Below are 20,119 nucleotides of genomic sequence, written 5' to 3'. Positions count from 1 at the left end.
CGTCAGGAGTGTGCGAGCAAGGGGCGCCGCAGACTCCACGCCAGCGCCAGCCAAACCGGCAGCGCGAACAGTATCCAAGGCTGGTTCTGCTGCACGGTGCCGGGCAGCAGGTGCAGCAGCACGGCGGTGAGAGCGGCGAGCAGTTGCAGCACCAGCACGGTATCGACGAAGCGCGTGGGCGCGATACCGCGGCGCATGCGCCACGGTGCGCGAAGCAGCAGGAAGGCGAGCGGACTGAACAGCAGCAGATTGGCGTTGGCCCAGGCGGAATGGTGGCTGGTGAGCGTCCAGAGCACGAGCAACAGCAGACCGACCAGCCCGGCAGCGAGCAGCCAGAGTGTGGCCAGTAGGGCATGCATCGTTGGCCAGCGACGCGCAGCCAGTATCAGCACGATGGCGAACGCCAGGCCTGCCGCGCCCAGCGGCAGACGCAGATCGGGCGCCTGTGCCGGCGGTACGGCGACATGGTTGGGCGACAGGAGTTGTTCGTCCTGTACCAGTGATTGGGTGCCGCCGTGGCCATCGGGTACGCGGATGCCGCGCAGGTTGTCCTGCAACTCGTAAGGCAGGAAGCTTTCCTGCCATGCATCGAGCGGCTGGTCGGCGTAGGGGCCGAGGCCGAGGTCTAGCACCAGCATCAGCCAGGGCTGGGCGCTCATCAGGCGGTCGGTCTGCTGGCGGTAGGTCATGCCGCCGGACTGCGCGGTCAGGCGCGCCTTGATGATGCCGCCCAGCGCCTTGTCCAGCGCATCGCGCACGCGGGTGGTGCAATTGTCGGCGTAGTAGTCGTAGTTGTAGCCGGCGTTTTCCGGGCGCATGTTCCACAGCAGGAAGTCGCGCAGCGCGCTGGCCTGTTCTGGCGTGAGCGCCAGGCGCTGGCGGGTGATCGAGCGACCCACCTGCACGTAATAGCTTTCTTCTTCACCCGTGTACTCGGCATCCATCAAGTAATGCATGCGGCCGCGCGCAAAGTTGAGGAAGAAGTTTTTCTCGTTGAAGTCGAATACGCCGTAATTGAAATTCACGGCTTCGCCGCTGACGGTGTCGCGCAGTTCCAGCGCGTCGTGGCCGAAACGCTCCCAATAGACGTCGCCGGGACCGTAGGTGACCAGCGCGACTTCCAGGTTCGCGCCCGGGGCGTCGGCCACGCTGGCGTGGGCCGGCACAACGGCCAGCAGGAAGAGGGCGAGCAGCAGGGCGAGGGCGCGCATGGATTCCGGTCTTTTCTCTTTCCCCTGCATGCAGGGGAAGGTCGGGAAAGGGTGAAAGCCTGCGGCAGGATTGCTGCCCCGATCCCTCCCCGCAAGCCGGGGAAGGGAAGCGCCGTCAGGCGTCGTGGCGCCGCGTGACGCGGAACTGCTGCACGCGGCGGTCGTCGGCTTCGGTGACGTGGAACAGGAATTCGCCCGCCTCGGTTTCCTCGCCCGCCTCGGGCAGGTGGCCGAACTCGGCGGTGACAAGGCCGCCGATGGTGTCGAACTCCTCGTCGGAGAACGCCGCGCCGATCTCCTCGTTGAAGTCCTCGATGGGCGTGAGCGCGCTGACCAGCCACGAACCGTCGGCCTGGGCATGGATCTGCGCCGGTTCCTCCGCATCGTCGTGTTCGTCGTCGATCTCGCCGACGATCTGTTCGAGCACGTCCTCGATGGTGATCAGGCCGGCCACGCCGCCGTATTCGTCCACCACCATCGCCAGGTGGTTGCGGCTGCGGCGGAACTCGGCCAGCAGCACGTTGAGGCGCATCGACTCGGGAATCAGCACCGCAGGGCGCAGGATCGCGCGTATGTCGAAATCGGCGCCGTTGCCGAAATACTTCAGCAGGTCCTTGGCCAGCAGCACGCCGAGGATCTCGTCCTTGTCCTCGCCGTGCACGGGGAAGCGCGAGTGGCCGGATTCGACCACGGCGGAGAGGATGTCCGAAAGCGGTGCGTCGGCGGCGATCATCACGATCTGCACACGCGGCACCATCACGTCGTCCACGGTCAGCTCGGTGACCTTGAGCGCGCCTTCCAGCATGGGCAGGGTGTCGGCGCTCAGCAGGCCGTTGACCTGGGCGGTGCGCAGCTCGTCGATCAGTTCCGCGCGGTTGCGCGGTTCGCCGGAAAACAGGTGGCCCAGTCGATCCCACCATTTGCGATGGGCCGGGCCGCTGGTACTGCCGGGGTCGTCGTTCATTACTCTTGGAGATGCTGCCCTGATGCGGGCGGAAGATCGAGTCTAGCGGAAAAGTCGTGACAATTCAGGAACAAGGCCTCAGGTAGACCGGGCGCCGGCTCCCCGCAGAAGGTAGGGGTCCAGGGTGATGGCGATAAGCCATGGGACACCGAAAGGCACTCATGGCTTGCCCTCTGCATGGGCCATCTGCCTGCCGGTAAATGGGTTCCAGGCCTTCGCGGCCAGCGCGGTCCAGGCGGTCGCCCCCAGGTGTGGGTAGTGGTAGTAGAAAAAGTCGGCGTGGGTCGAGGTGGGACCGATCGCGAAATCGGTGCCGATGCGCGGCTGTGGCGTGGCGTAGAGCATGCCGTCGTCGCTGCGCTGGGCCGCGAGCAGTTGCCACAGCGAATCAGGGACGGCTTTCCCGCCGGCTTGCATGGCGGCGGCAACCTGCGCGGTGCCTTCCGTCCATACCCCGTCGGGTTGGCGCCGGTAACCGTAACCCTCGCCGCTGCGATGCTGGCTATCGACCCAGGTCCATACCTGATTCCATTCGGCAGGGTGAGGATTGAAGGCCAGCAGCGGCCACACCTGCGCGTCCAGCCCGGACTTGTCGCGTGACAGCGTCATGCCGTCATCCAGCGTGCCGACCAGGAAGCGATGCTGCGTGCCGTCCCACATCATGTGAACAAAGCTGCCCGCGAATTTGGCCTGTTGCGTCAACGTCGCATCGCCGGATTCGCGTGCGGCCCAGGATGCTGCGGCGTAGACATCGATATTGTGTTCGGTGGCCTTCCAGTGCTGTGCGCGCTGGGCATTGTCGTAGCCGAATAGGCCGCCTTCGTAGGCCGGAGGGTTGATGCCGCTGGCGGTATGTGCCTGTATCCAGTGCAGTTGCGCGACAGCGGCGTCCAGATAGCGCCTATCGTGCGTGCTGTCGTACACGTTCAATAGCAGCAACGCCGCCCATGCCACGTTGCCTGTCGCGGTGCCTGTTTGATAAGGATCCTGGCTCCAGTAGTTGCCATGACTCTGCCAATAGCCCGGAAGTTCGACTTTCCCGCCGTCGATCGCGCCGCTGCGATAGGCATTGCGCAAGCGGCCATCGCTGAAACCCGGGTCATGTGCGGAAGCCAGCACGAAGGCGTCCGCGATGCGGCGGGCCTCGGCTGGCTCGCCACAGGCAACAAGCGCGACACCTGCCAGTGCGTTGTCGTAGACAAAAGCAACACCTTGCAAGGCACGAATGGAGTCATCGCCCTGCTTCAGGCTCGGATAGCTCGGCAATAGCATCGGGCCGTTGCCGGGCACGGTCTGCGCGGCCGAGCGCAAGGCTGCGCAAGTGCTGGCCGCCAGTTGCTGCTGGGTGGTGTCCGCCGCATGCGCCGGAAGGGCGGCCGCCATGACGAGCATCGAGCCGATACTTGCAGCAAGATGGAATGGTGCGGACATGCAGATCTCTCCAGTGCCGCGACGGCACAAACGTTCGAGCCGTTCGAACGTGAAAAGATGTCTGAATGTTCAGACGTCGCGTTCGATGGCGTAAGGATCGTCGATGCCGAGCTTGGCCAGGATGCGCGTTTCCAGCGCTTCCATCACTTCGGCTTCGCCATCTTCGATGTGATCGTAGCCCAGCAGATGCAGCACGCCGTGTACGGTCATGTGTGCCCAGTGATGGTTTGATAGCTTGCCTTGTTCCTTCGCTTCACGCGCAACCACCGGGGCGCAGATCGCCAAATCGCCGATCAGCGGCAGGTTTACGCCCGGCGGAAGCTCAGCCGCAAAAGACAGCACATTGGTGGCGTAGTCTTTGTCGCGATAGTCGCGATTAAGACTACGGCCCTCTCGCGTACCAACGATGCGAATGGCCAGTTCGGCCGGCCTGCGCCGCTTTGCGCCAGCGAGCGCAGCGTTCGCCCAGCGGCGGAAGCTCAATGCGGAAGGCAACCCTTTGCGTCCCACGCCATAGCTGAGATGCACAATATGGTCGTCGGTGGATGCGTTATTTCGCGCCATTACCTTGCTTTCCCTCGTCGGCGTTTTCAAATGCCTCGTAGGCGCGCACGATCTTCGCCACCAGCGGATGACGCACCACGTCGCGCGAGGTGAAGAAGGTGAAGCTGATGCCGTCCACGCCGCGCAGCACTTCCACCGCATGGCGCAGGCCGGAGCGCACGTTGCGCGGCAGGTCGACCTGGCTGACGTCGCCGGTGATCACCGCCACCGAGCCGAAGCCGATGCGGGTGAGGAACATCTTCATCTGCTCGACAGTGGTGTTCTGCGCCTCGTCCAGGATGACGTAGGAGTCGTTCAAGGTGCGCCCGCGCATATAGGCCAGCGGCGCGATCTCGATCACGTTGCGTTCGATCAGCTTGGCCACCTTTTCGAAGCCGAGCATTTCATAAAGCGCGTCGTACAGCGGACGCAGGTAGGGGTCGACCTTCTGCGTGAGGTCGCCGGGCAGGAAGCCCAGCTTCTCGCCGGCCTCGACGGCAGGGCGCACCAGCAGCAGGCGCTGCACGCGGTTCGCCTCCAGCGCCTCCACCGCGCTGGCCACAGCGAGGTAGGTCTTGCCGGTGCCGGCCGGCCCCACGCCGAAGTTGATGTCGTGGCGCGAGATGGCGTGCAGGTAGCGTGCCTGGTTGGGACCGCGGCCCTTGATCACGCCGCGCTTCACCTTGATGACGACTTCCTGGGCGCCTTCGCCCGCATCCTCGGTGAGGGAATCCACGCCCGATTCGGCCAGGTGCAGGTTGATCTTGGCGCCGTTCAAGGTCTCGTTCTCGGTGACGGCGTACAGCGCGCGCAGCACTTTTTCGGCGCTGCGCGCGGCGGCTTCCTCGCCGATCGCCTTGAACAGGTTGCCGCGGTGGTCGATCTCCACGCCCAGGCGCAGCTCGATCTGGCGCAGGTGCTCGTCGAACGGCCCGCACAGGCTGGCAAGCCGGGCGTTGTCTTCCGGGTCGAGGGCGAAGTCGCGTTCGTGGATGCCTGGGTTCATGGATTTGGTCAAGGACTTGAAGGGTGAATCCTTCTCCCTCCGGGAGAAGGTGCCGACAGGCGGATGAGGGTGCGGGCGGAGCGTGTCGTTGAAATGCTTCGCAAGCCCCGTACCCTCACCCCAACCCCTCTCCCGCCGGGAGAGGGGCTTCAAAGCTCAGGCAACCGCCTCGGCCAGCGCGTGCACGCGCCCGCGCAGCGAGTTGGTCATGGCGTCGGTGATGAGCACGTCGACGAAGCGGCCGATCATGCGTGCGTCGCCGGGGAAATTCACGTAGCGCATGTTCTCGGTGCGGCCGGCGAGTTCGTTCGGATTCTTGGTGCTGGGTTTCTCCACCAGTACGCGCTGCACGGTGCCGACCATCGCTTCGTTGATGGCCTTCGCCTTGGCGTTGATCGCCGCCTGCAGGCGTTCCAGGCGCTGGTGCTTCGCCGCCATCGGCGTGTCGTCGGCGAGGCTGGCCGCAGGAGTGCCGGGGCGGGCGGAGAAAATGAAGGAGAAGCTCTGGTCGAAGCCCATGTCTTCGATCAGCTTCATGGTCTTCTCGAAGTCTTCGTCGGTTTCGCCAGGGAAGCCCACGATGAAGTCGGACGACACGCAGATGTCCGGGCGCACGGCGCGCAGCTTGCGGATCTTCTGCTTGAACTCCAGCGCGGTGTAGCCGCGCTTCATCGCCGCGAGGATGCGGTCCGAGCCGGCCTGCACCGGCAGGTGCAGGAAGTTGGCGAGCTTGGGCACGCTGGCGTAGGCCTCGATCAGCGAGTCGGAAAACTCCAGCGGGTGCGAGGTGGTGAAGCGGATGCGGCCGATGCCTTCGATCTGCGCGATGGCATGGATCAGCACGGCGAGATCCGCGATGCCGCCGTCGTGCATGGGACCGCGGTAGGCGTTGACGTTCTGGCCCAGCAGGTTCACCTCGCGCACGCCCTGCTCGGCGAGCCGGGCCACCTCCACCAGCACGTCGTCGAACGGACGGCTGATCTCGGTGCCGCGGGTGTAGGGCACCACGCAGTAGCTGCAGTACTTCGAACAGCCTTCCATGATCGAGACGAAGGCGGTGGGGCCCTCGGCGCGCGGTTCGGGCAGCTTGTCGAACTTCTCGATCTCGGGGAAGGAGATGTCCACCTGCGGCTTGCCGCTTTCGCGGCGCGATTCGATCAGCTCGGGCAGGCGGTGCAGGGTCTGCGGGCCGAACACCAGGTCCACGAAGGGGGCGCGCTTGATGATGGCCTCGCCCTCCTGCGACGCCACGCAGCCGCCCACGCCGATCAGCACGGCCTTGCCGCCCTGCTTGTGTTCCTTCCAGCGGCCGAGCTGGCTGAACACCTTCTCCTGCGCCTTCTCGCGGATCGAGCAGGTGTTGACCAGGATGACGTCCGCCTCGGATTCGTCCTGGGTCAGTTCCAGGCCGTGCGAAGCCTTGAGCACGTCGGCCATCTTGGCCGAGTCGTACTCGTTCATCTGGCAGCCGTGGGTTTTGATGAAAAGCTTGCCGCTCATGGTGCTGGTTACCGTGGTTGCGCGAGGCACGGCGCGGATCGCGCCGAACTGGTCATTTTACGCGGACGAGCCGCCGCCCGCCATCGAATGGCCATGCGCGATCAAGCACTTGGGCCATTCGGCCGGCGGCTGCCGTGCAGGAAACGATACGCTTGCACTTGGCGCTGGAGCCATGCGGCGGCACACTGCCGCCATGTTTGAAGCCGCACGCCACAGGGGGAGGGCTGGCCGGCTCGAGGCAGGCTCCCCGCCGAAACGTCCGCTATTCCGCTCGATCCTGGGGCGGATCGCGCTGGGCTGCGCCTTGCTGGCGGGGGCGCTGTGGCTGCCGGGGGCGCATGCCGGAGTCCTGTACCGCTGCACCGGGGCCAGTGGCGAGACGGTGTTCACCGGCAATACCGCCGGTTACCGCAGCTGCCACAAGCTGGGCGATTACGGTACGCCTGCGCGCCGTAAGTCGCCGGCTTCGCTGGAGGGCGTGCGAGGCGTGGCGGTGGGTACCCGCACCCAGGCCGAAACCGCCTCGACCCTGCTGGCGACGGTGAAAGGCAGCGTGTTCACCACGGCGAAGGCGACGGCCGCCGACCCGCTGCCGTCGGCCTCGGCGGTGCCGCCTGGGCTGCGCGGACATTGGACCTACAGCCAGGCGAGCGACGGCGACGCTGCGCTGCCCGGCATGCCGGCCGCCGCTGCGCCGAGCGACCGCGTGCTGCGCGGCGCGGTGTACCGCATCGCGCGCGCCGACGGCAGCGTGGAATACACCAACATCCCGCCCGCCGGCCACGCCGCGCAGACGGCGAAGATGCTGTTCACCTACATCGCCACCTGTTTCGCCTGCAACCTGCACTCGAACATTCATTGGGGCAGCGTGCCGCTCGACGTCACCGACTACGCCGACGTCATCCGCGCGGCCAGCGTGGAATACGGCGTGGACGAGGCGTTCATCCGCGCGATCATCCATGCGGAGAGCGCGTTCAACCCGCGTGCGATGTCGATCAAGGGCGCCCAGGGGCTGATGCAGCTGATGCCGGGCACGGCCGGCGACATGGGCGTGCTCGACGCCTTCGACAGCGCCCAGAACATCCGCGGCGGCGCGCGCTACCTTGCCATGTTGCTGCGCGACTTCAACGGCAACGAGCATCTCGCCGCCGCCGCCTACAACGCCGGCCCCGCCGCGGTGCAGAAGTACAACGGCATACCGCCGTATGCGGAAACCCAGGTCTACGTGGAACGCGTGGACACCTTGCGCAAGCGTTACGAGGTGGCCCTGCATCCGCCGCTGGCGGCGGCCCGGCCGGGCTGACTCACTGCTGGCTGTCGTCGGTGGCGGTCGTGGTGTCCGCGCTCATCGCCGGGCGCTCGCTCAGCGTAGCCTTGGTGTGGAACGGGCTGCCGTTGCGCAGGCCGGAAATCTCCACCGTGGTGCCGGGCTTGATGGCCGACTCGCGCTTGCGCAGGTCGGCCGGGTCGCGAATGTCGTCGTCGCCGATGCGCAGCAGGATGTCATGCGGCTGGATACCCGCCAGCGCGGCGGGGCTGCCGGGGTAGACGTCGGTGACCGAGGCGCCACGTGCCGCGCTGGGCAGGCCGCTGTCGGCGGTCACCGGTACAAAGCTGTAGTCCGCGCCCAGCCAGCCGCGCATCACGTGGCCGGTGGCCACGATCTGGTCCAGCACGTTCTTGGCGGTGTCCGCCGGGATCGCGAAGCCGATGCCTTCGGCGTTGGCGGCCCGGCCGATCAGCAGGGCGTTGATGCCCACCAGCTTGCCCTCGGCGTTGACCAGTGCGCCGCCGGAGTTGCCGAAGTTGATCGCCGCATCGGTCTGGATAAAGTCCTCCGCGCTGGAGTCGTTCAACTGGCGGCCTACCGCGCTGACGATGCCCATCGTCACAGTCTGGTTGAGGCCCAGCGGGTTGCCGATCGCCAGCACCACGTCGCCGGGGCGCGGCTTCTGCTCGGCGAGCTGGATCACCGGCAGGTTGCCGGCGTCGATCTTCAGCACGGCGAGGTCGGTCTCCTCGTCCGAGCCGACCACGCGGGCCTGGGCCACGCGGCCGTCGTAGAGCAGCACCTGGATGTCGGTGGCGTGCGCGATCACGTGATAGTTGGTGAGCACGTAGCCCTGCGCGCTGATAATCACACCCGACCCCAGGGTCTTCTCGGGGCGCGCGTAGGTGGTGAGCGTGCCGCCCAGCATCTGCTGCAGGATGGGGTTGTCGTACATCTTGATCGCCCGCTCGTTGACGATCTTGTTGGCGTAGATGTTCACCACCGAGGGCGCGGCGACGGCGACCGCATCGGCATAGGAGGTCGGCGCGGGCGCGGCCTGCGCGCCCGGAGAGGCCGCCGGTGCCGCGGGCAGATGCAGCCCCGCGCGCAGGCGTTCGCCGCTGGCGGGCCAGACCAGGCCGATCACGAAGGCCGCGGCGAGGCCGACGACGACACAGCGGGCGAGGAAGGCGAGCGTGCCGGCGGCATGTTTCATGTCGTGCTGCGAATCCGTGACGGGCGGGCGGACGGTAGGGTAGTCTGGCCACGGCATGGAGCGTCGATACGACGTGGCCCTTTTATTGTACGGTGTGGGGGCTGACGCTAGACTAAAACGATTTTAAGGGGTTCCAATCTGATCGCGGGGCGCAAGCCCTTCCTGACGCAGCAAGTACCGGAGAGCCTGATGGCGAACGAAGTCGTCGACCATGGCCGCCGCCGGTTTCTCACGACGGCCACCGCAGTGGTCGGAGGTGTGGGAATCGTTTCGGCAGCCGTGCCCTTCATCAAGTCGTGGGAACCCAGCGCCCGAGCCAAGGCCGCCGGGGCTCCGGTCACCCAATCGCTGAAGAAGATCGAACCCGGCCAGCAGTTGATCATCGGCTGGCGCAGCCTTCCGGTGTTTATCGTCAACCGCACGCCGGAACAACTTGCGGCATTGCCGAAGCAGGATCCCCGCCTCGTCGATCCCAAATCCGACGGCTCCTCCGCCGAGCAGCAGCCGACGTACGCGCAGAACGGAACCCGCTCGATCAAGCCCGAATGGCTGGTCATGGTCGGCATCTGCACCCACCTGGGCTGCGTGCCGAACTACGTGGGCGAGATGAAGCCCGAGCCGTTCGATCCGAACTGGCAGGGCGGCTACTACTGCCCCTGCCACCACTCGCGCTACGACATGGCCGGCCGCGTGTACCAGGGCGTGCCCGCGCCCAAGAACATGCAGATCCCCCCATACCACTTCATCGACGACACGACCGTGCAGATCGGCGTGGATGCGAAGGGGAACGCGTGATGGCCAACGTATTTGTCCGTATCGGCGACTGGGTCAACGAGCGTGCGCCCGGCCTTGCGCCGACGTACCGCAAGCACATGACCGAGTACTACGCGCCGAAGAACTTCAACCTCTGGTACTACTTCGGTTCGCTCGCCTTGCTGGTGCTGGTCAACCAGATCGTCACCGGTATCTTCCTCACGATGAACTACGACCCGAGCGCGGCAGGCGCCTTCGACTCGGTGCAGTACATCATGCGCGACGTGGAGTGGGGCTGGCTGATCCGCTACATGCACACCACCGGTGCCTCGCTGTTCTTCGTGGTGGTGTTCCTGCACATGTTCCGCGGCATCATGTACGGCTCGTTCAAGAAGCCGCGCGAGCTGGTGTGGCTGCTCGGCATGCTGATCTTCCTGGTGCTGATGGCCGAGGCCTTCATGGGCTACGTGCTGCCCTGGGGCAACATGTCGTTCTGGGGCGCCAAGGTGATCGTGTCGCTGTTCGGCACCATCCCGAAGATCGGCCCGGGCCTGCAAGAGTGGATCATGGGCGACTTCCTGCCCGCCGACGCCACGCTCAACCGCTTCTTCGCGCTGCACGTGATCGCGCTGCCGATCGTGCTGCTGCTGCTGGTGGTGCTGCACCTGGCCGCCCTGCACGAGGTGGGCTCCAACAACCCCGACGGCGTGGACATCAAGCATGGCCCCAAGGGCAACCGCTGGGATGCGCTGAAGCCGGCCGACGGCATTCCGTTCCATCCGTACTACACGGTGAAGGACCTGGCCGGCGTGGGCTTCTTCCTGCTGATCGCGGCCTTCATCATCTTCTTCGCACCGACCTTCGGCGGCTGGTTCCTGGAGCACGACAACTCCATTGCAGCCAACAACCTGGTCACGCCCGCGCAGATCAAGCCGGTGTGGTATTTCACGGCCTTCTACGCCATCGTGCGCATGATCCCGTCGGCCTTCGGCACCGCGGTCTGGGGCGTGCTCGGCATGTTCGGCTCGATCGCGCTGCTGTTCGCCCTGCCGTGGATCGACGTGGGCCCGGTCAAGTCGATCCGCTACCGCGGCACCGGCTACAAGGTGGCGCTCACGATCTTCGTGATCGCGTTCCTGTGCCTGATGGCGATCGGCATGGACCTTACCGACGAATACTTCCCGAAGATCTTCGGTGCCGACATCGACATCACGCTGTGGGACAACGTCTTCGGCCGCATCATGACGCTGACTTACTTCGGGTTCTTCGTGTTCCTGTGGCTGTACACACACCTCGGCTGGGAAAAGACCAAGCCGGTTCCGGATCGGGTGACGACGCATGACTAAGCCGACGCTCTTGATGAAGCCCATGCTCCTGGTGAAGCGTGTCCTTCCCGCGTGCGCGCTGGCCCTGGGCCTGTTGTTCGCCGGCCAGCAGGCGGCGCACGCCGAGGACGACGGACAGCTGATGGCGTCCGGTTCCAGCATCCGCGACCAGGCTTCGCTGCAGCGTGGCGCCCGGCTGTTCTTCAACTACTGCGTGGGCTGCCATTCGCTGAAGTACGTGCGCTATTCGCGCATGGCCGACGACCTCGGCCTGACCGAACAGCAGGTGATGCAGAACCTCAATTTCACCGGCGCCAAGTTCGACGAGCAGGTGGTCTCGCACATGCCGGCGGACGACGCCGGCAAGTGGTTCGGCAAGGCGCCGCCCGATCTCTCGCTGGAAGTCAGCGCGAAGGGTTCCGACTGGGTCTACACCTACCTCAACACCTTCTACCTCGACCCGAAGAGCCCGATCGGTTGGAACAACACCACCCTGCCGAACGCGGCGATGCCGTTCCCGCTGTGGGAGCTGCAGGGCGAGCAGACCGCGGTGACCAAGCCCGGCTCCGGCGAGGTGGAGAAGCTGGAACTCGCCCATCCCGGCAAGCTGACCCCGGAGCAATACCAGCAGGCGACACGTGACCTGGTGAATTTCCTGGAGTACGTTTCGGAGCCAGCGGCCCTGCAGCGGCAGCACTACGGCATCTGGGTGCTGCTGTTCTTGGTGGCGTTCACCATGCTGGCCTATCTGCTCAAGAAGGAGTACTGGAAAGACGTCCACTGATTTCCAGAGGCAACACCCATCGGGTGGGTGGCTCCGGCCACCCACCCGTGCAACCGCAACAGGGAATACCGCGCATGGTTCCAAGCGCTCGCTCGCGTACCGCACTCACTCTCTACACCACGGCCGACGGCATCCAGTGCCATCGTGCCCGCTTGGTGCTGGCCGCCAAGGGCGTCAGCTACGAGCGGGTGCTGGTCGATCCGGACAAGCCGCCGGAGGACTTGCTCGACCTCAACCCGTACGGCAGCGTGCCTACCCTGGTCGACCGCGATCTGATCCTGTACGACGCCAGCGTGGTGTGCGAGTACCTGGACGAGCGCTACCCGCACCCGCCGTTGATGCCGATCGATCCGCTGTCGCGCGCGCGCCTGCGCGTGGCCGCAGTGCGCATCGAGAAGGACTGGCTGACCGAGGTGGACACGATCCGCGCCGGCGGCCGTACCACGGAGCCTGCGCGCAAGCGCCTGCGTGCCAACCTGCTGGGCGCGCTGCCGCTGTTCAAGGCGTCCAAGTTTTTCCTCAACCCCGAGATGAGCCTGGCGGATTGCCTGGTGGCGCCGGTGGTATGGCGCCTGCCGTGGCTGGGCGTGGACCTGGGGCGCGAGGGCAAGCCGATCATGGATTACGGCGAGCGTCTGTTCCATAGCCAGGGTTTTGCGCGCAGCATGACCGAGCAAGAAAAGGCCATGCGTCCCTGATGAGCGAAGCATCACTCCCCATGAGCTCCAACCGTCCGTACCTGCTGCGGGCGATCTACGACTGGATCAGCGACAACGGCCTGACCCCGTACCTGCTGATCGATGCCACCGGCGAAGGCGTGCGCGTGCCACCGCAGGTGATCAAGAACGGCCAGGTGGTGCTGAACATCGCGATGCGCGCGGTGGCCAGCCTGGAACTGGGCAACGACTGGATCGGCTTTTCCGCACGCTTCTCCGGCGTGAGCCACGTGGTGCGCATCCCGGTCGGCTCGGTGCTGGCGCTGTACGCGCAGGAAAACGGGCAGGGCATGATGTTCCCCGCCGAAGAGGAAGGCGGCGACACGCCGCCGCCCGCTCCCGCTCCTGACGAACCGCCGACCGGCCAGGGCGGCACGGGCGACGACAAGCCCAAGCGCGGCGCCCCGTTCCTGCGGGTCATCAAGTAGCGCAGCGATAGGCGTCCGCCCCGTCTTTCGGAGACTGGTCAAAACTCAGCATGCAAGGCGTCTGATCCAGTTTGTACTGGGACGGCGAGCGCGTGCCCAGTTTCCAGCGGCAGTGCGAGATGGCCGTGCCGTCCGTCAGCGGCTGGCTCTCCGGTCCTGGACGCGGTCTGCTTGCCATCCTGGAAGGTCGAATCTGGATATTTCTCCGGATTGCCTCTCATGACTCCAGGCATGCTGCCCTCCCGCAAGGAGGACAGGACATTTTTAATGCAAGGTGTCGTCGCCGCTGGAGTAACGGCGCGGGCGCAGCGGGACCACGTTGCTGCCGGATGCAGACTGGTCGGTGCGACCGTCCGTCGATTCGCCCGATGCCCGGGACTCCGCATCGATGTCCGGAAGCTCGCCTTGCTCCGGCGGCGTGAGCACCACGGTGGGCAACCGCAATTCGCTCAATGCATCGCCCAGCATCCACAGCGAAGCCTGTTCGCGATCCGCACCGTCGATGCTGACCTCGAAACCGTAGCAGCGCTCCAGCCGCAGGCGTCCCGCCACGCGGCGCAGGCGCAGCGCGCGCAGTCCCGCGGAATCGTCCAGCATCTGCAGGCCGTAGCGTTCGCATTGCTGGCGTGCCTCGGCGGCCGCACGCTCGCGCGCGGCGCTCAGCCTCAGCCACAGCGCTATCGCGGCGACCAGCGCCAGCAGTATCAACAGGTCGTGGATGTTGCCCATCTCTTCAGTGTGTGGGCGGCCTATGCGGCACGCAAGCTCAGGTGACGTGCAGGCGCAGCGAAAGATCGACTGCGTGGATGTGCTTGGTCAGCGCACCCACCGAGACGAAATCGACGCCGGTGCGGGCATATTCGCCGATGCTGCGCAGGTCGACGTTGCCGGACACTTCCAGCGGTACGCGCCCGGCAGTGAGCTGCACGGCTTCGCGCATCAGCGGCACGTCGAAGTTGTCGAGCATGATCCGATCCACGCCTGCGGCGATCGCCTGCTGCAATTCGTCGAGGTTCTCGACTTCGACCTCGAGCAGCAGGCCAGGATGCAGCTGGCGCGCAGCCGCCGCGGCAGGGGCGATGCCGCCAGCGGCGATGATGTGGTTTTCCTTGACCAGGATCGCGTCGTACAGGCCGATGCGGTGGTTGTGGCCGCCGCCGCAGCGCACCGCGTATTTCTGCGCCAGGCGCAGGCCGGGCACGGTCTTGCGGGTGTCGAGCACGCGCGCGCCGGTGCCGGCCACCGCGGCCACGTAGGCCGCGGTGGCGGTGGCGGTGGCGGAGAGCAGCTGCAGGAAATTCAGTGCCGAGCGTTCGGCGCTCACCAATGAGCGCGCATGGCCGGAAAGCCGGCAGATCACCGTGCCGGGCGCCACGCGTTCGCCGTCGCGCACCTGCCAGTCGATCTGCACGGCGGGGTCCATGCGCTGGAAGCAGGCGTCGAACCACGGCGCGCCCGCGATCACGGCCTCGTCGCGGCAGGTAAGCGTGGCTTCGGCCACGGCATCGGCGGGCAGCAGTCCGGCGGTGGCGTCGCCGTTGCCGAGATCTTCGGCGAAGGCGCGCTCCACATCGGCGGCAATCCATTCATGGCCGGGCGGGTCGAACGGGAAATCGGATGTCATGCGTCGTCGGAACCTGGAGTACCTGGTTGGCGCAGGCGGCTGACGATCGCGCTCATCGCGCGGTCGAACAGCGCACTGGTGGCCAGCGTCTGTGCATGGCCGCTGGTGAGCAGCACGGTCAATTCCTGTGGCGAATAATCGGCCACCTTCAGGCCGCGCCGATTGACGAACAGATAGCGGCCGCTCATCGGGCTGATCCACGACAGCTTGGCGCGCACCATCGGTTCGTCGGGCAACTGGAATTCCAGCCAGGCACCGGGCCGCAGCGCTTCAATCTGTTGCCATTCGGGGCTGTCGGTGGTGACCGGTACGCTTTCCTCGAGCGGTTCGTCCGGTTCGGCGTGCTGCACGACGAGGGGCTGGATGCTTTCGGGTATCGCGGCCACCGTGGCGGCCTTGGCCGCGGCGCCCGGTGCCGTGCTGCGCGGCGGCTCGCCCAGTTGCTGGCCGTACCAGTCGCGCAGTTGCGCCAGCAGGCGCTCGATGTCCTGCGGCTGGAAGGCCACGTTGGTCAGGCCTTGGCGCAGCGACCGCTCGATGCCCGGCAGCAACTGGCGCAGTTGCCGTTGCGAGGCGGCGTCCGGCACCGGCTGCGTGCTGGCGATGAAATCGTCCACGAAGCGCAGGGCGTCGCGGAACTCTCCCGATTCCTCGCCCTGGCGCAGCAGCACCAGCACGAGGTGGTTCGCCCAGGCGCGTGCCAGCACTTCGTGCGCCAGTGGGGGCAGCGGGCGATTGCCGATGCGGTCGACGATCTCGCGGGCCGCGCGGCGACGCGCCTGTTCCAGCTTCTCACGGCCGCGGGTGGATTCGGCCACGCGCTGTTCGGCCAGCTCGGAGCGGCGGCGGTTGGTGTCGGCGAATTGCTGCAGGTCGAGCAACAGGCGCTCGAAGATGCCGAGGTCGTCGTCGAACTCGTGCAGCAGTTGATCGACGATGGCCTTGATCTTGTCGTGCAGGCGGCCGTCGCGGTCGGATTCCTGCGACCAGCCCTTGGCCTGCTCGGCCAGCGCATCGAGCAGCCGGCGCGCCGGGTGCTGGCGGTGCGCAAACAGTTTGCGGTCGAGGATCGCGGCCTTGAGGTAGGGAATCTGCAGCCGCGCCAGCATCGCCTGCATTTCTGGCGGCAGGGTGGGGTCGTCGAGAATGAACTCGAACAGCATGCCGACCAGGTCGATGGTGTCTTCGTCGACGCTGGCGACGTGGCTGGGGCGGGCGCCGCGGAGCGCGCCGAGTTGGCCCAGCAGCAGTTCCTTGAGTTGCGTCACGGCCTCGCGGTCGAAGTTGCCGACGCCACTCACCATGGAAGGCGCGGCCATTCCGCCCGCAGCGAGCTGGGTCTGCATCACGCTGAGCGCACCCAGCAGCTCGTTGGCGGAAGGCGGCGGGCCACTCGTATCAGGGGCGCGGGCAACGGCGGCTGTGCCGCTGCCGCGCCGCGCGACGAACAGGCTGTGCAGGGTCTGCAGCAACTCGGCGGCCGCGGGATCGACGGTTTCGTCCGCGGCGGCAGCCGCACCGGCGTAGGCCGCCGTCTGCGGGGCGCCATGCGTCGCTCCGGCACCGCGCGGCGCCACCGGGCGCAGCTGCGGCAGCACGCCGGCGCGTGCCAATTCGGCGTTCGCTTCGGCGTAGAGCTCTTCCAGCGTGGACAGCACGTAGCGGTCGAACAGCTTGTAGATGAGCAGCTTGACGCGCATGTCCGCGCCCAGCTCTTTCAGGGCCTGGCGGAAGGCCTGCGACAGCGCCGCAGGGGCGATCGGGTTGCTGGCGTCGTCGATCTTGCGGCCGCCGCAGATCACCGCGAGACGCTGGTTGATCGCGAACAGGTCGCGCGCCAGCCGGCTCTCGTGCTTGCTGCTCATGCTGGTGATCGCCAGCGACTCCTCCAGCTCGGTATCGGCCACCAGCGACAGCTCGACCATCGCCGACGCGGAAGTCGCCGACGCCGGCGTGGAGCGCCCGGTCAGCGCGCCGAGTTCCCGGTTCACCGTGGCGAGGAAGTTGCGCTCGACCGCCGGGCGCCCCTTGCGCACCTCGCGCATGCCGTCGAAGTAGTGCGTCTGGGTGGCGTTGTTTTCGGCTTTCTCGGCCAGGTCGAACAACGCGTCGTCCACGTGTTCGAACAGGTGGCCAAGGCACTCCTGCAGGCGCTTGCCGGCAATGCTCCGCACGGCGTTGAGCAGTTCGCCCACGCGCTGCTCACCGGCCGCGTCCAGGCGCGGAGCGAGTGGCACGATCCTGGGCGGTTCGAAGGCGTCGTTCATGGACATGCCGGAGAGGTTGCCGTCGTTGGGGTTGTGCCGAGTCAGGATTGGGCCGGGAAATCGTGCAGCTGGGTAGTGCCGATGCCTTCTTCCGGCAGCATCACGGGGATGCCGTCGTCGATGCGGTAGATCAGCTTGCGGTCGGTGGTGATCAGGCCTTCGGCCAGACGCTCGGCCACGGCATTGCCGGTCGTCGTCATCACGCTGCCGGTCGCGATGGCGCCATTGAGCGCGTCGAGCTCGGTACGGCCGAGCAGGCGCACCGGCGTCTTGCTTACCGGGCAACACAGGATGTCGAGCAGGCGCTTGTCCATGGGGGAAAATCGTGACGGAACCGGAAAGCCCGTACAATAGCCACTTTTGGACGGCCGAACCATGACAACAACGACGGAAACGCCACGAGTTGGCGTGGTGATGGGGTCGCGTTCGGACTGGGAAACCATGGAGCATGCCTCCACGGTGCTGACCGAGCTGGGTGTGGCGCACGAGGTGCAGGTGGTCTCCGCACACCGCACGCCGGATCTGCTGTTCCGTTACGCCGAGCAGGCGGCCGCCCGCGGCATCCAGGTGATCGTGGCTGGCGCCGGTGGCGCCGCCCACCTGCCGGGCATGCTGGCCGCCAAGACGCGGCTGCCGGTGTTCGGGGTGCCGGTGCAATCCAAGGCATTGAACGGCATGGATTCTTTGCTCTCCATCGCACAGATGCCGGCGGGTATTCCGGTGGGTACGCTGGCGATCGGCCGTGCCGGCGCGGCGAACGCCGGCCTGCTCGCTGCCGCGGTGCTGGCGCTGCACGATCCGCGCCTTGCGCAGGCGCTGGAGGATTGGCGCGCCAGGCAGACCCAGGCCGTGCTCGACAGGCCGGACCCGCGCGCATGAGCCAGTCGCGGCAACCCGTACTCGGCATCCTCGGCGGCGGCCAGCTGGCACGCATGCTGGCGCTGGCCGCTGCGCCGCTGGGTGTGAACAGCCTCGTGGTGGACAGCGCCGACGACGCCTGTGCCGGCCAGGTGGCGCCGTTGCTCAAGGCCGACTGGACCGACTACGCCGCGCTGGAAGACTTCGCGCGCCGGGTCGACGTGGTCACCTTCGACTTCGAGAACGTGCCGGCGGAAACCGCGCAGTGGCTGGCCGAGCGCGTGGCGGTGTTCCCGAACCCGCGTGCGCTGGCGGTGGCCCAGGACCGTCTTGCCGAGAAAACCCTGTTCCGCGACTGCGGCCTGCACACTCCCGAGTTCATGGCGGTCGACGACCGTGCCGGTCTCGACCGCGCGCTCGCGGCGGTGGGGGCGCCGGCCATCCTCAAGACGCGTCGGCTGGGCTACGACGGCAAGGGCCAGTTCCGCCTGAAATCGCTGGCCGACGCCGATGCGGCCTGGAGCGCGCTGGGCGCGCAGGCGGCGAAGCACGGTCTGATTCTGGAGGCCTTCGTGCCGTTCCAGCGCGAGCTGTCGGTGCTGGCAGTGCGCGGCCGCGATGGCGATTTCCGTACCTGGCCGCTGACCCGCAACTGGCACGTGGACGGCGTGCTGTCGATGAGCCTGGCGCCGGCGCCCGATATCGATGCGCTGCAGCCGCGCGCCACCGCGCTGGCCCGCACGCTGGCCGAGCGGCTGGACTATGTGGGCGTGTTCGCGCTGGAACTGTTCGTGAAGGACGGCGAGCTGCTCGGCAACGAGATGGCGCCGCGCGTGCACAACTCCGGCCACTGGACCATCGAGGGCGCACACACCAGCCAGTTCGAGAACCACGTGCGCGCGGTGCTCGGCCTGCCGCTGGGCGATACCGGTGCCCGGGCGCGGTCGGCGATGTTCAACTGGATCGGCGAGCTGCCCGATCCCGCGCCCGTGCTGCGCGGCGTTGATGCGCACTGGCACGACTACGGCAAGTCCGCGCGTGCTGGCCGCAAGGTGGGGCACGCCACCGTGTGCGCGCCGGATCCAGCGCAGCTGGCGCAGCGCCTTGAGGCACTTGGGCAGGCATTGAACCGCGAAGTGCAGGTGGCGCCAACGCTGGAGGCACTGCGCGGCTGATCGGCCACGATCTCATCGCTCACGAAAAAGCCGCGGTTTCCCGCGGCTTTTTCATATCAGACGGATGGAAGGTTCTTAGCCCTGCATCGCCTTAGCGACTTCGGCCAGATAGTCTTCCTGCACCTTCTCGATGCCTTCGCCCACGGCCAGGCGCACCACCGAAACCACGTCCGCGCCTTCCTTCTTCAGCGCGTCGCCCACGGTGACGTTGGTGTCCAGCACGTAAGGCTGGCCGACCAGGGTGACTTCGGAAACGATCTTGTTGATCTTGCCGGAGACGATCTTTTCCAGGATGTCGGCCGGCTTGTTCTTTTCCTTGTCCGACATCGCGGCTAGCGCGATTTCCTTTTCCTTGGCGATGAAATCGGCGGGGACGTCCTCGGCCTTCACGTAGGGCGGGTTCATCGCAGCCACGTGCATGGCGATGCCCTTGGCCAGCTCGTCCGAGCCGCCCTTGAGCGCCACGATCACACCGATCTTGCCGCCGTGCGAGTAGGTGGCCAGCGGGCCCGCGTTCTCGACGCGCGCCGCGCGGCGCACTTCGATCTTTTCGCCGATGGTCGCGGTCTGCGCCTTGGCGGCTTCCTCGATGCTGGTGGCGCCCGGGAAAGCGGCCGCCTTCACGGCGTCGATGTCGCCGGCGCTGGCCTGCAGGGCGGCCTCGGCGACGGCGTTGGTGAACTCGATGAAGTTCGGTGCCTTGGCGACGAAGTCGGTCTCGCTGTTGACCTCGACCAGGACGGCCTTGCCGTTGGCCTGGGCGGCGGTGACGCGGCCTTCGGCGGCGATGCGGTCGGCCTTCTTCTCGGCCTTGACCATGCCGGTCTTGCGCAGCCACTCCATCGCGGCGTCGATGTCGCCGTTGTTCTCGACCAGCGCCTTCTTGCACTCCATCATGCCGGCGCCGGAACGCTCGCGCAGTTCCTTCACGAGTTGGGCGGAGATATTGCTCATCGGTATTCCTCGAATGCTTGAGGCGTCGTGACGGATCACGCCACGACGCCGGGATGGGCTTTGTCTTGTCACTGCGACGGCGGTTGCCCGCCGT

The 20,119-nt window shown here is 66.6% G+C and carries 20 protein-coding genes; 8 read left to right on the top strand and 12 right to left on the bottom strand.

Features of this window, described 5'->3' with window-relative positions; genetic code table 11:
- Window positions 1–2: 2 nt before the first annotated feature.
- From IHE46_RS09915 to miaB, 6 genes are all read right to left on the bottom strand, one after another.
- Entirely contained in the window at window positions 3–1,211 is a 1,209-nt protein-coding gene (locus IHE46_RS09915; protein ID WP_192164465.1) for a DUF4105 domain-containing protein, read from the bottom strand.
- 115 nt (window positions 1,212–1,326) lie between these two features.
- Window positions 1,327–2,175, bottom strand: a complete 849-nt coding sequence (locus tag IHE46_RS09910; protein WP_192164464.1) for a transporter associated domain-containing protein — start codon at window positions 2,173–2,175, stop codon at window positions 1,327–1,329.
- A gap of 159 nt (window positions 2,176–2,334) precedes the next feature.
- Window positions 2,335–3,636, bottom strand: coding sequence for a hypothetical protein (locus IHE46_RS09905; RefSeq protein ID WP_225562934.1), 1,302 nt, complete (start codon window positions 3,634–3,636; stop codon window positions 2,335–2,337).
- Between the two features lie 39 nt (window positions 3,637–3,675).
- Window positions 3,676–4,170, bottom strand: coding sequence for an rRNA maturation RNase YbeY (gene ybeY / locus IHE46_RS09900; protein ID WP_192164463.1), 495 nt, complete (start codon window positions 4,168–4,170; stop codon window positions 3,676–3,678).
- Window positions 4,157–5,155, bottom strand: a complete 999-nt coding sequence (locus IHE46_RS09895) for a PhoH family protein (RefSeq protein WP_192164462.1) — start codon at window positions 5,153–5,155, stop codon at window positions 4,157–4,159. Before IHE46_RS09895 ends, ybeY begins: the two co-directional genes overlap by 14 nt.
- A 156-nt stretch (window positions 5,156–5,311) precedes the next feature.
- On the bottom strand, window positions 5,312–6,655 hold the full coding sequence (gene miaB, locus IHE46_RS09890; protein WP_192164461.1) for a tRNA (N6-isopentenyl adenosine(37)-C2)-methylthiotransferase MiaB: 1,344 nt from the start codon (window positions 6,653–6,655) through the stop codon (window positions 5,312–5,314).
- Window positions 6,656–6,848: 193 nt separating this feature from the next.
- On the opposite strand from miaB, the gene IHE46_RS09885 reads away from it, so the two are divergent.
- Window positions 6,849–7,958, top strand: a complete 1,110-nt coding sequence (locus tag IHE46_RS09885; protein ID WP_192164460.1) for a lytic transglycosylase domain-containing protein — start codon at window positions 6,849–6,851, stop codon at window positions 7,956–7,958.
- Between the two features lies 1 nt (window position 7,959).
- On the opposite strand, the gene IHE46_RS09880 is transcribed toward IHE46_RS09885, so the two are convergent.
- Window positions 7,960–9,141: a trypsin-like peptidase domain-containing protein gene (locus IHE46_RS09880; protein WP_192164459.1), complete on the bottom strand. Its 1,182-nt coding sequence runs from the start codon at window positions 9,139–9,141 to the stop codon at window positions 7,960–7,962.
- A gap of 189 nt (window positions 9,142–9,330) precedes the next feature.
- Between IHE46_RS09880 and petA the strand changes: the two genes are divergently transcribed.
- The 5 genes from petA to IHE46_RS09855 all read left to right on the top strand — a co-directional run bounded on the left by petA (window position 9,331) and on the right by IHE46_RS09855 (window position 13,147).
- Entirely contained in the window at window positions 9,331–9,936 is a 606-nt protein-coding gene (gene petA, locus IHE46_RS09875) for a ubiquinol-cytochrome c reductase iron-sulfur subunit (protein ID WP_192164458.1), read from the top strand.
- Window positions 9,936–11,240 carry a cytochrome bc complex cytochrome b subunit gene (locus tag IHE46_RS09870; RefSeq protein ID WP_192164457.1) on the top strand — a complete coding sequence of 435 codons (1,305 nt, stop codon included), beginning with the start codon at window positions 9,936–9,938 and terminating at the stop codon, window positions 11,238–11,240. The genes petA and IHE46_RS09870 overlap by 1 nt, the downstream gene beginning before the upstream one ends.
- 13 nt (window positions 11,241–11,253) lie before the next feature.
- Complete coding sequence (locus IHE46_RS09865; RefSeq protein ID WP_225562933.1) at window positions 11,254–12,003, top strand: cytochrome c1; 750 nt, start codon at window positions 11,254–11,256, stop codon at window positions 12,001–12,003.
- A gap of 74 nt (window positions 12,004–12,077) precedes the next feature.
- On the top strand, window positions 12,078–12,701 hold the full coding sequence (locus IHE46_RS09860; RefSeq protein ID WP_192164456.1) for a glutathione S-transferase N-terminal domain-containing protein: 624 nt from the start codon (window positions 12,078–12,080) through the stop codon (window positions 12,699–12,701).
- 20 nt (window positions 12,702–12,721) lie between these two features.
- On the top strand, window positions 12,722–13,147 hold the full coding sequence (locus IHE46_RS09855; protein ID WP_192164455.1) for a ClpXP protease specificity-enhancing factor: 426 nt from the start codon (window positions 12,722–12,724) through the stop codon (window positions 13,145–13,147).
- Between the two features lie 264 nt (window positions 13,148–13,411).
- Here IHE46_RS09855 and IHE46_RS09850 read toward each other — a convergent pair whose 3' ends face one another.
- The 4 genes from IHE46_RS09850 to IHE46_RS09835 are packed head-to-tail and all read right to left on the bottom strand — an operon-like array spanning window position 13,412 to window position 17,352.
- A complete protein-coding gene (locus IHE46_RS09850; protein WP_192164454.1) occupies window positions 13,412–13,876 on the bottom strand; it encodes a DUF3301 domain-containing protein in 465 nt (154 codons plus the stop codon).
- Window positions 13,877–13,913: 37 nt separating this feature from the next.
- Window positions 13,914–14,771, bottom strand: a complete 858-nt coding sequence (gene nadC / locus IHE46_RS09845; RefSeq protein WP_192164453.1) for a carboxylating nicotinate-nucleotide diphosphorylase — start codon at window positions 14,769–14,771, stop codon at window positions 13,914–13,916.
- On the bottom strand, window positions 14,768–17,038 hold the full coding sequence (locus tag IHE46_RS09840) for a DUF1631 domain-containing protein (RefSeq protein ID WP_192164452.1): 2,271 nt from the start codon (window positions 17,036–17,038) through the stop codon (window positions 14,768–14,770). Before IHE46_RS09840 ends, nadC begins: the two co-directional genes overlap by 4 nt.
- 41 nt (window positions 17,039–17,079) lie before the next feature.
- Complete coding sequence (locus IHE46_RS09835; RefSeq protein WP_192164451.1) at window positions 17,080–17,352, bottom strand: Trm112 family protein; 273 nt, start codon at window positions 17,350–17,352, stop codon at window positions 17,080–17,082.
- Window positions 17,353–17,413: 61 nt separating this feature from the next.
- Between IHE46_RS09835 and purE the strand changes: the two genes are divergently transcribed.
- Window positions 17,414–17,917, top strand: a complete 504-nt coding sequence (purE, locus tag IHE46_RS09830; RefSeq protein WP_192164450.1) for a 5-(carboxyamino)imidazole ribonucleotide mutase — start codon at window positions 17,414–17,416, stop codon at window positions 17,915–17,917.
- Entirely contained in the window at window positions 17,914–19,071 is a 1,158-nt protein-coding gene (locus tag IHE46_RS09825; RefSeq protein ID WP_192164449.1) for a 5-(carboxyamino)imidazole ribonucleotide synthase, read from the top strand. The genes purE and IHE46_RS09825 overlap by 4 nt, the downstream gene beginning before the upstream one ends.
- Before the next feature lie 75 nt (window positions 19,072–19,146).
- Here IHE46_RS09825 and tsf read toward each other — a convergent pair whose 3' ends face one another.
- The gene (tsf, locus tag IHE46_RS09820) at window positions 19,147–20,025 is read right to left on the bottom strand and encodes a translation elongation factor Ts (RefSeq protein WP_192164448.1); all 879 of its coding nucleotides are present in this window, start codon (window positions 20,023–20,025) and stop codon (window positions 19,147–19,149) included.
- Window positions 20,026–20,119: the final 94 nt, after the last annotated feature.

The sequence above is a fragment of the Rhodanobacter sp. DHG33 genome, from assembly GCF_014843005.1.
In the GTDB taxonomy this organism is placed as follows: domain Bacteria; phylum Pseudomonadota; class Gammaproteobacteria; order Xanthomonadales; family Rhodanobacteraceae; genus Rhodanobacter_A.
Note: the sequence above shows the minus strand (reverse complement) of the source record. Positions and strands in the feature narration are given on the sequence as shown.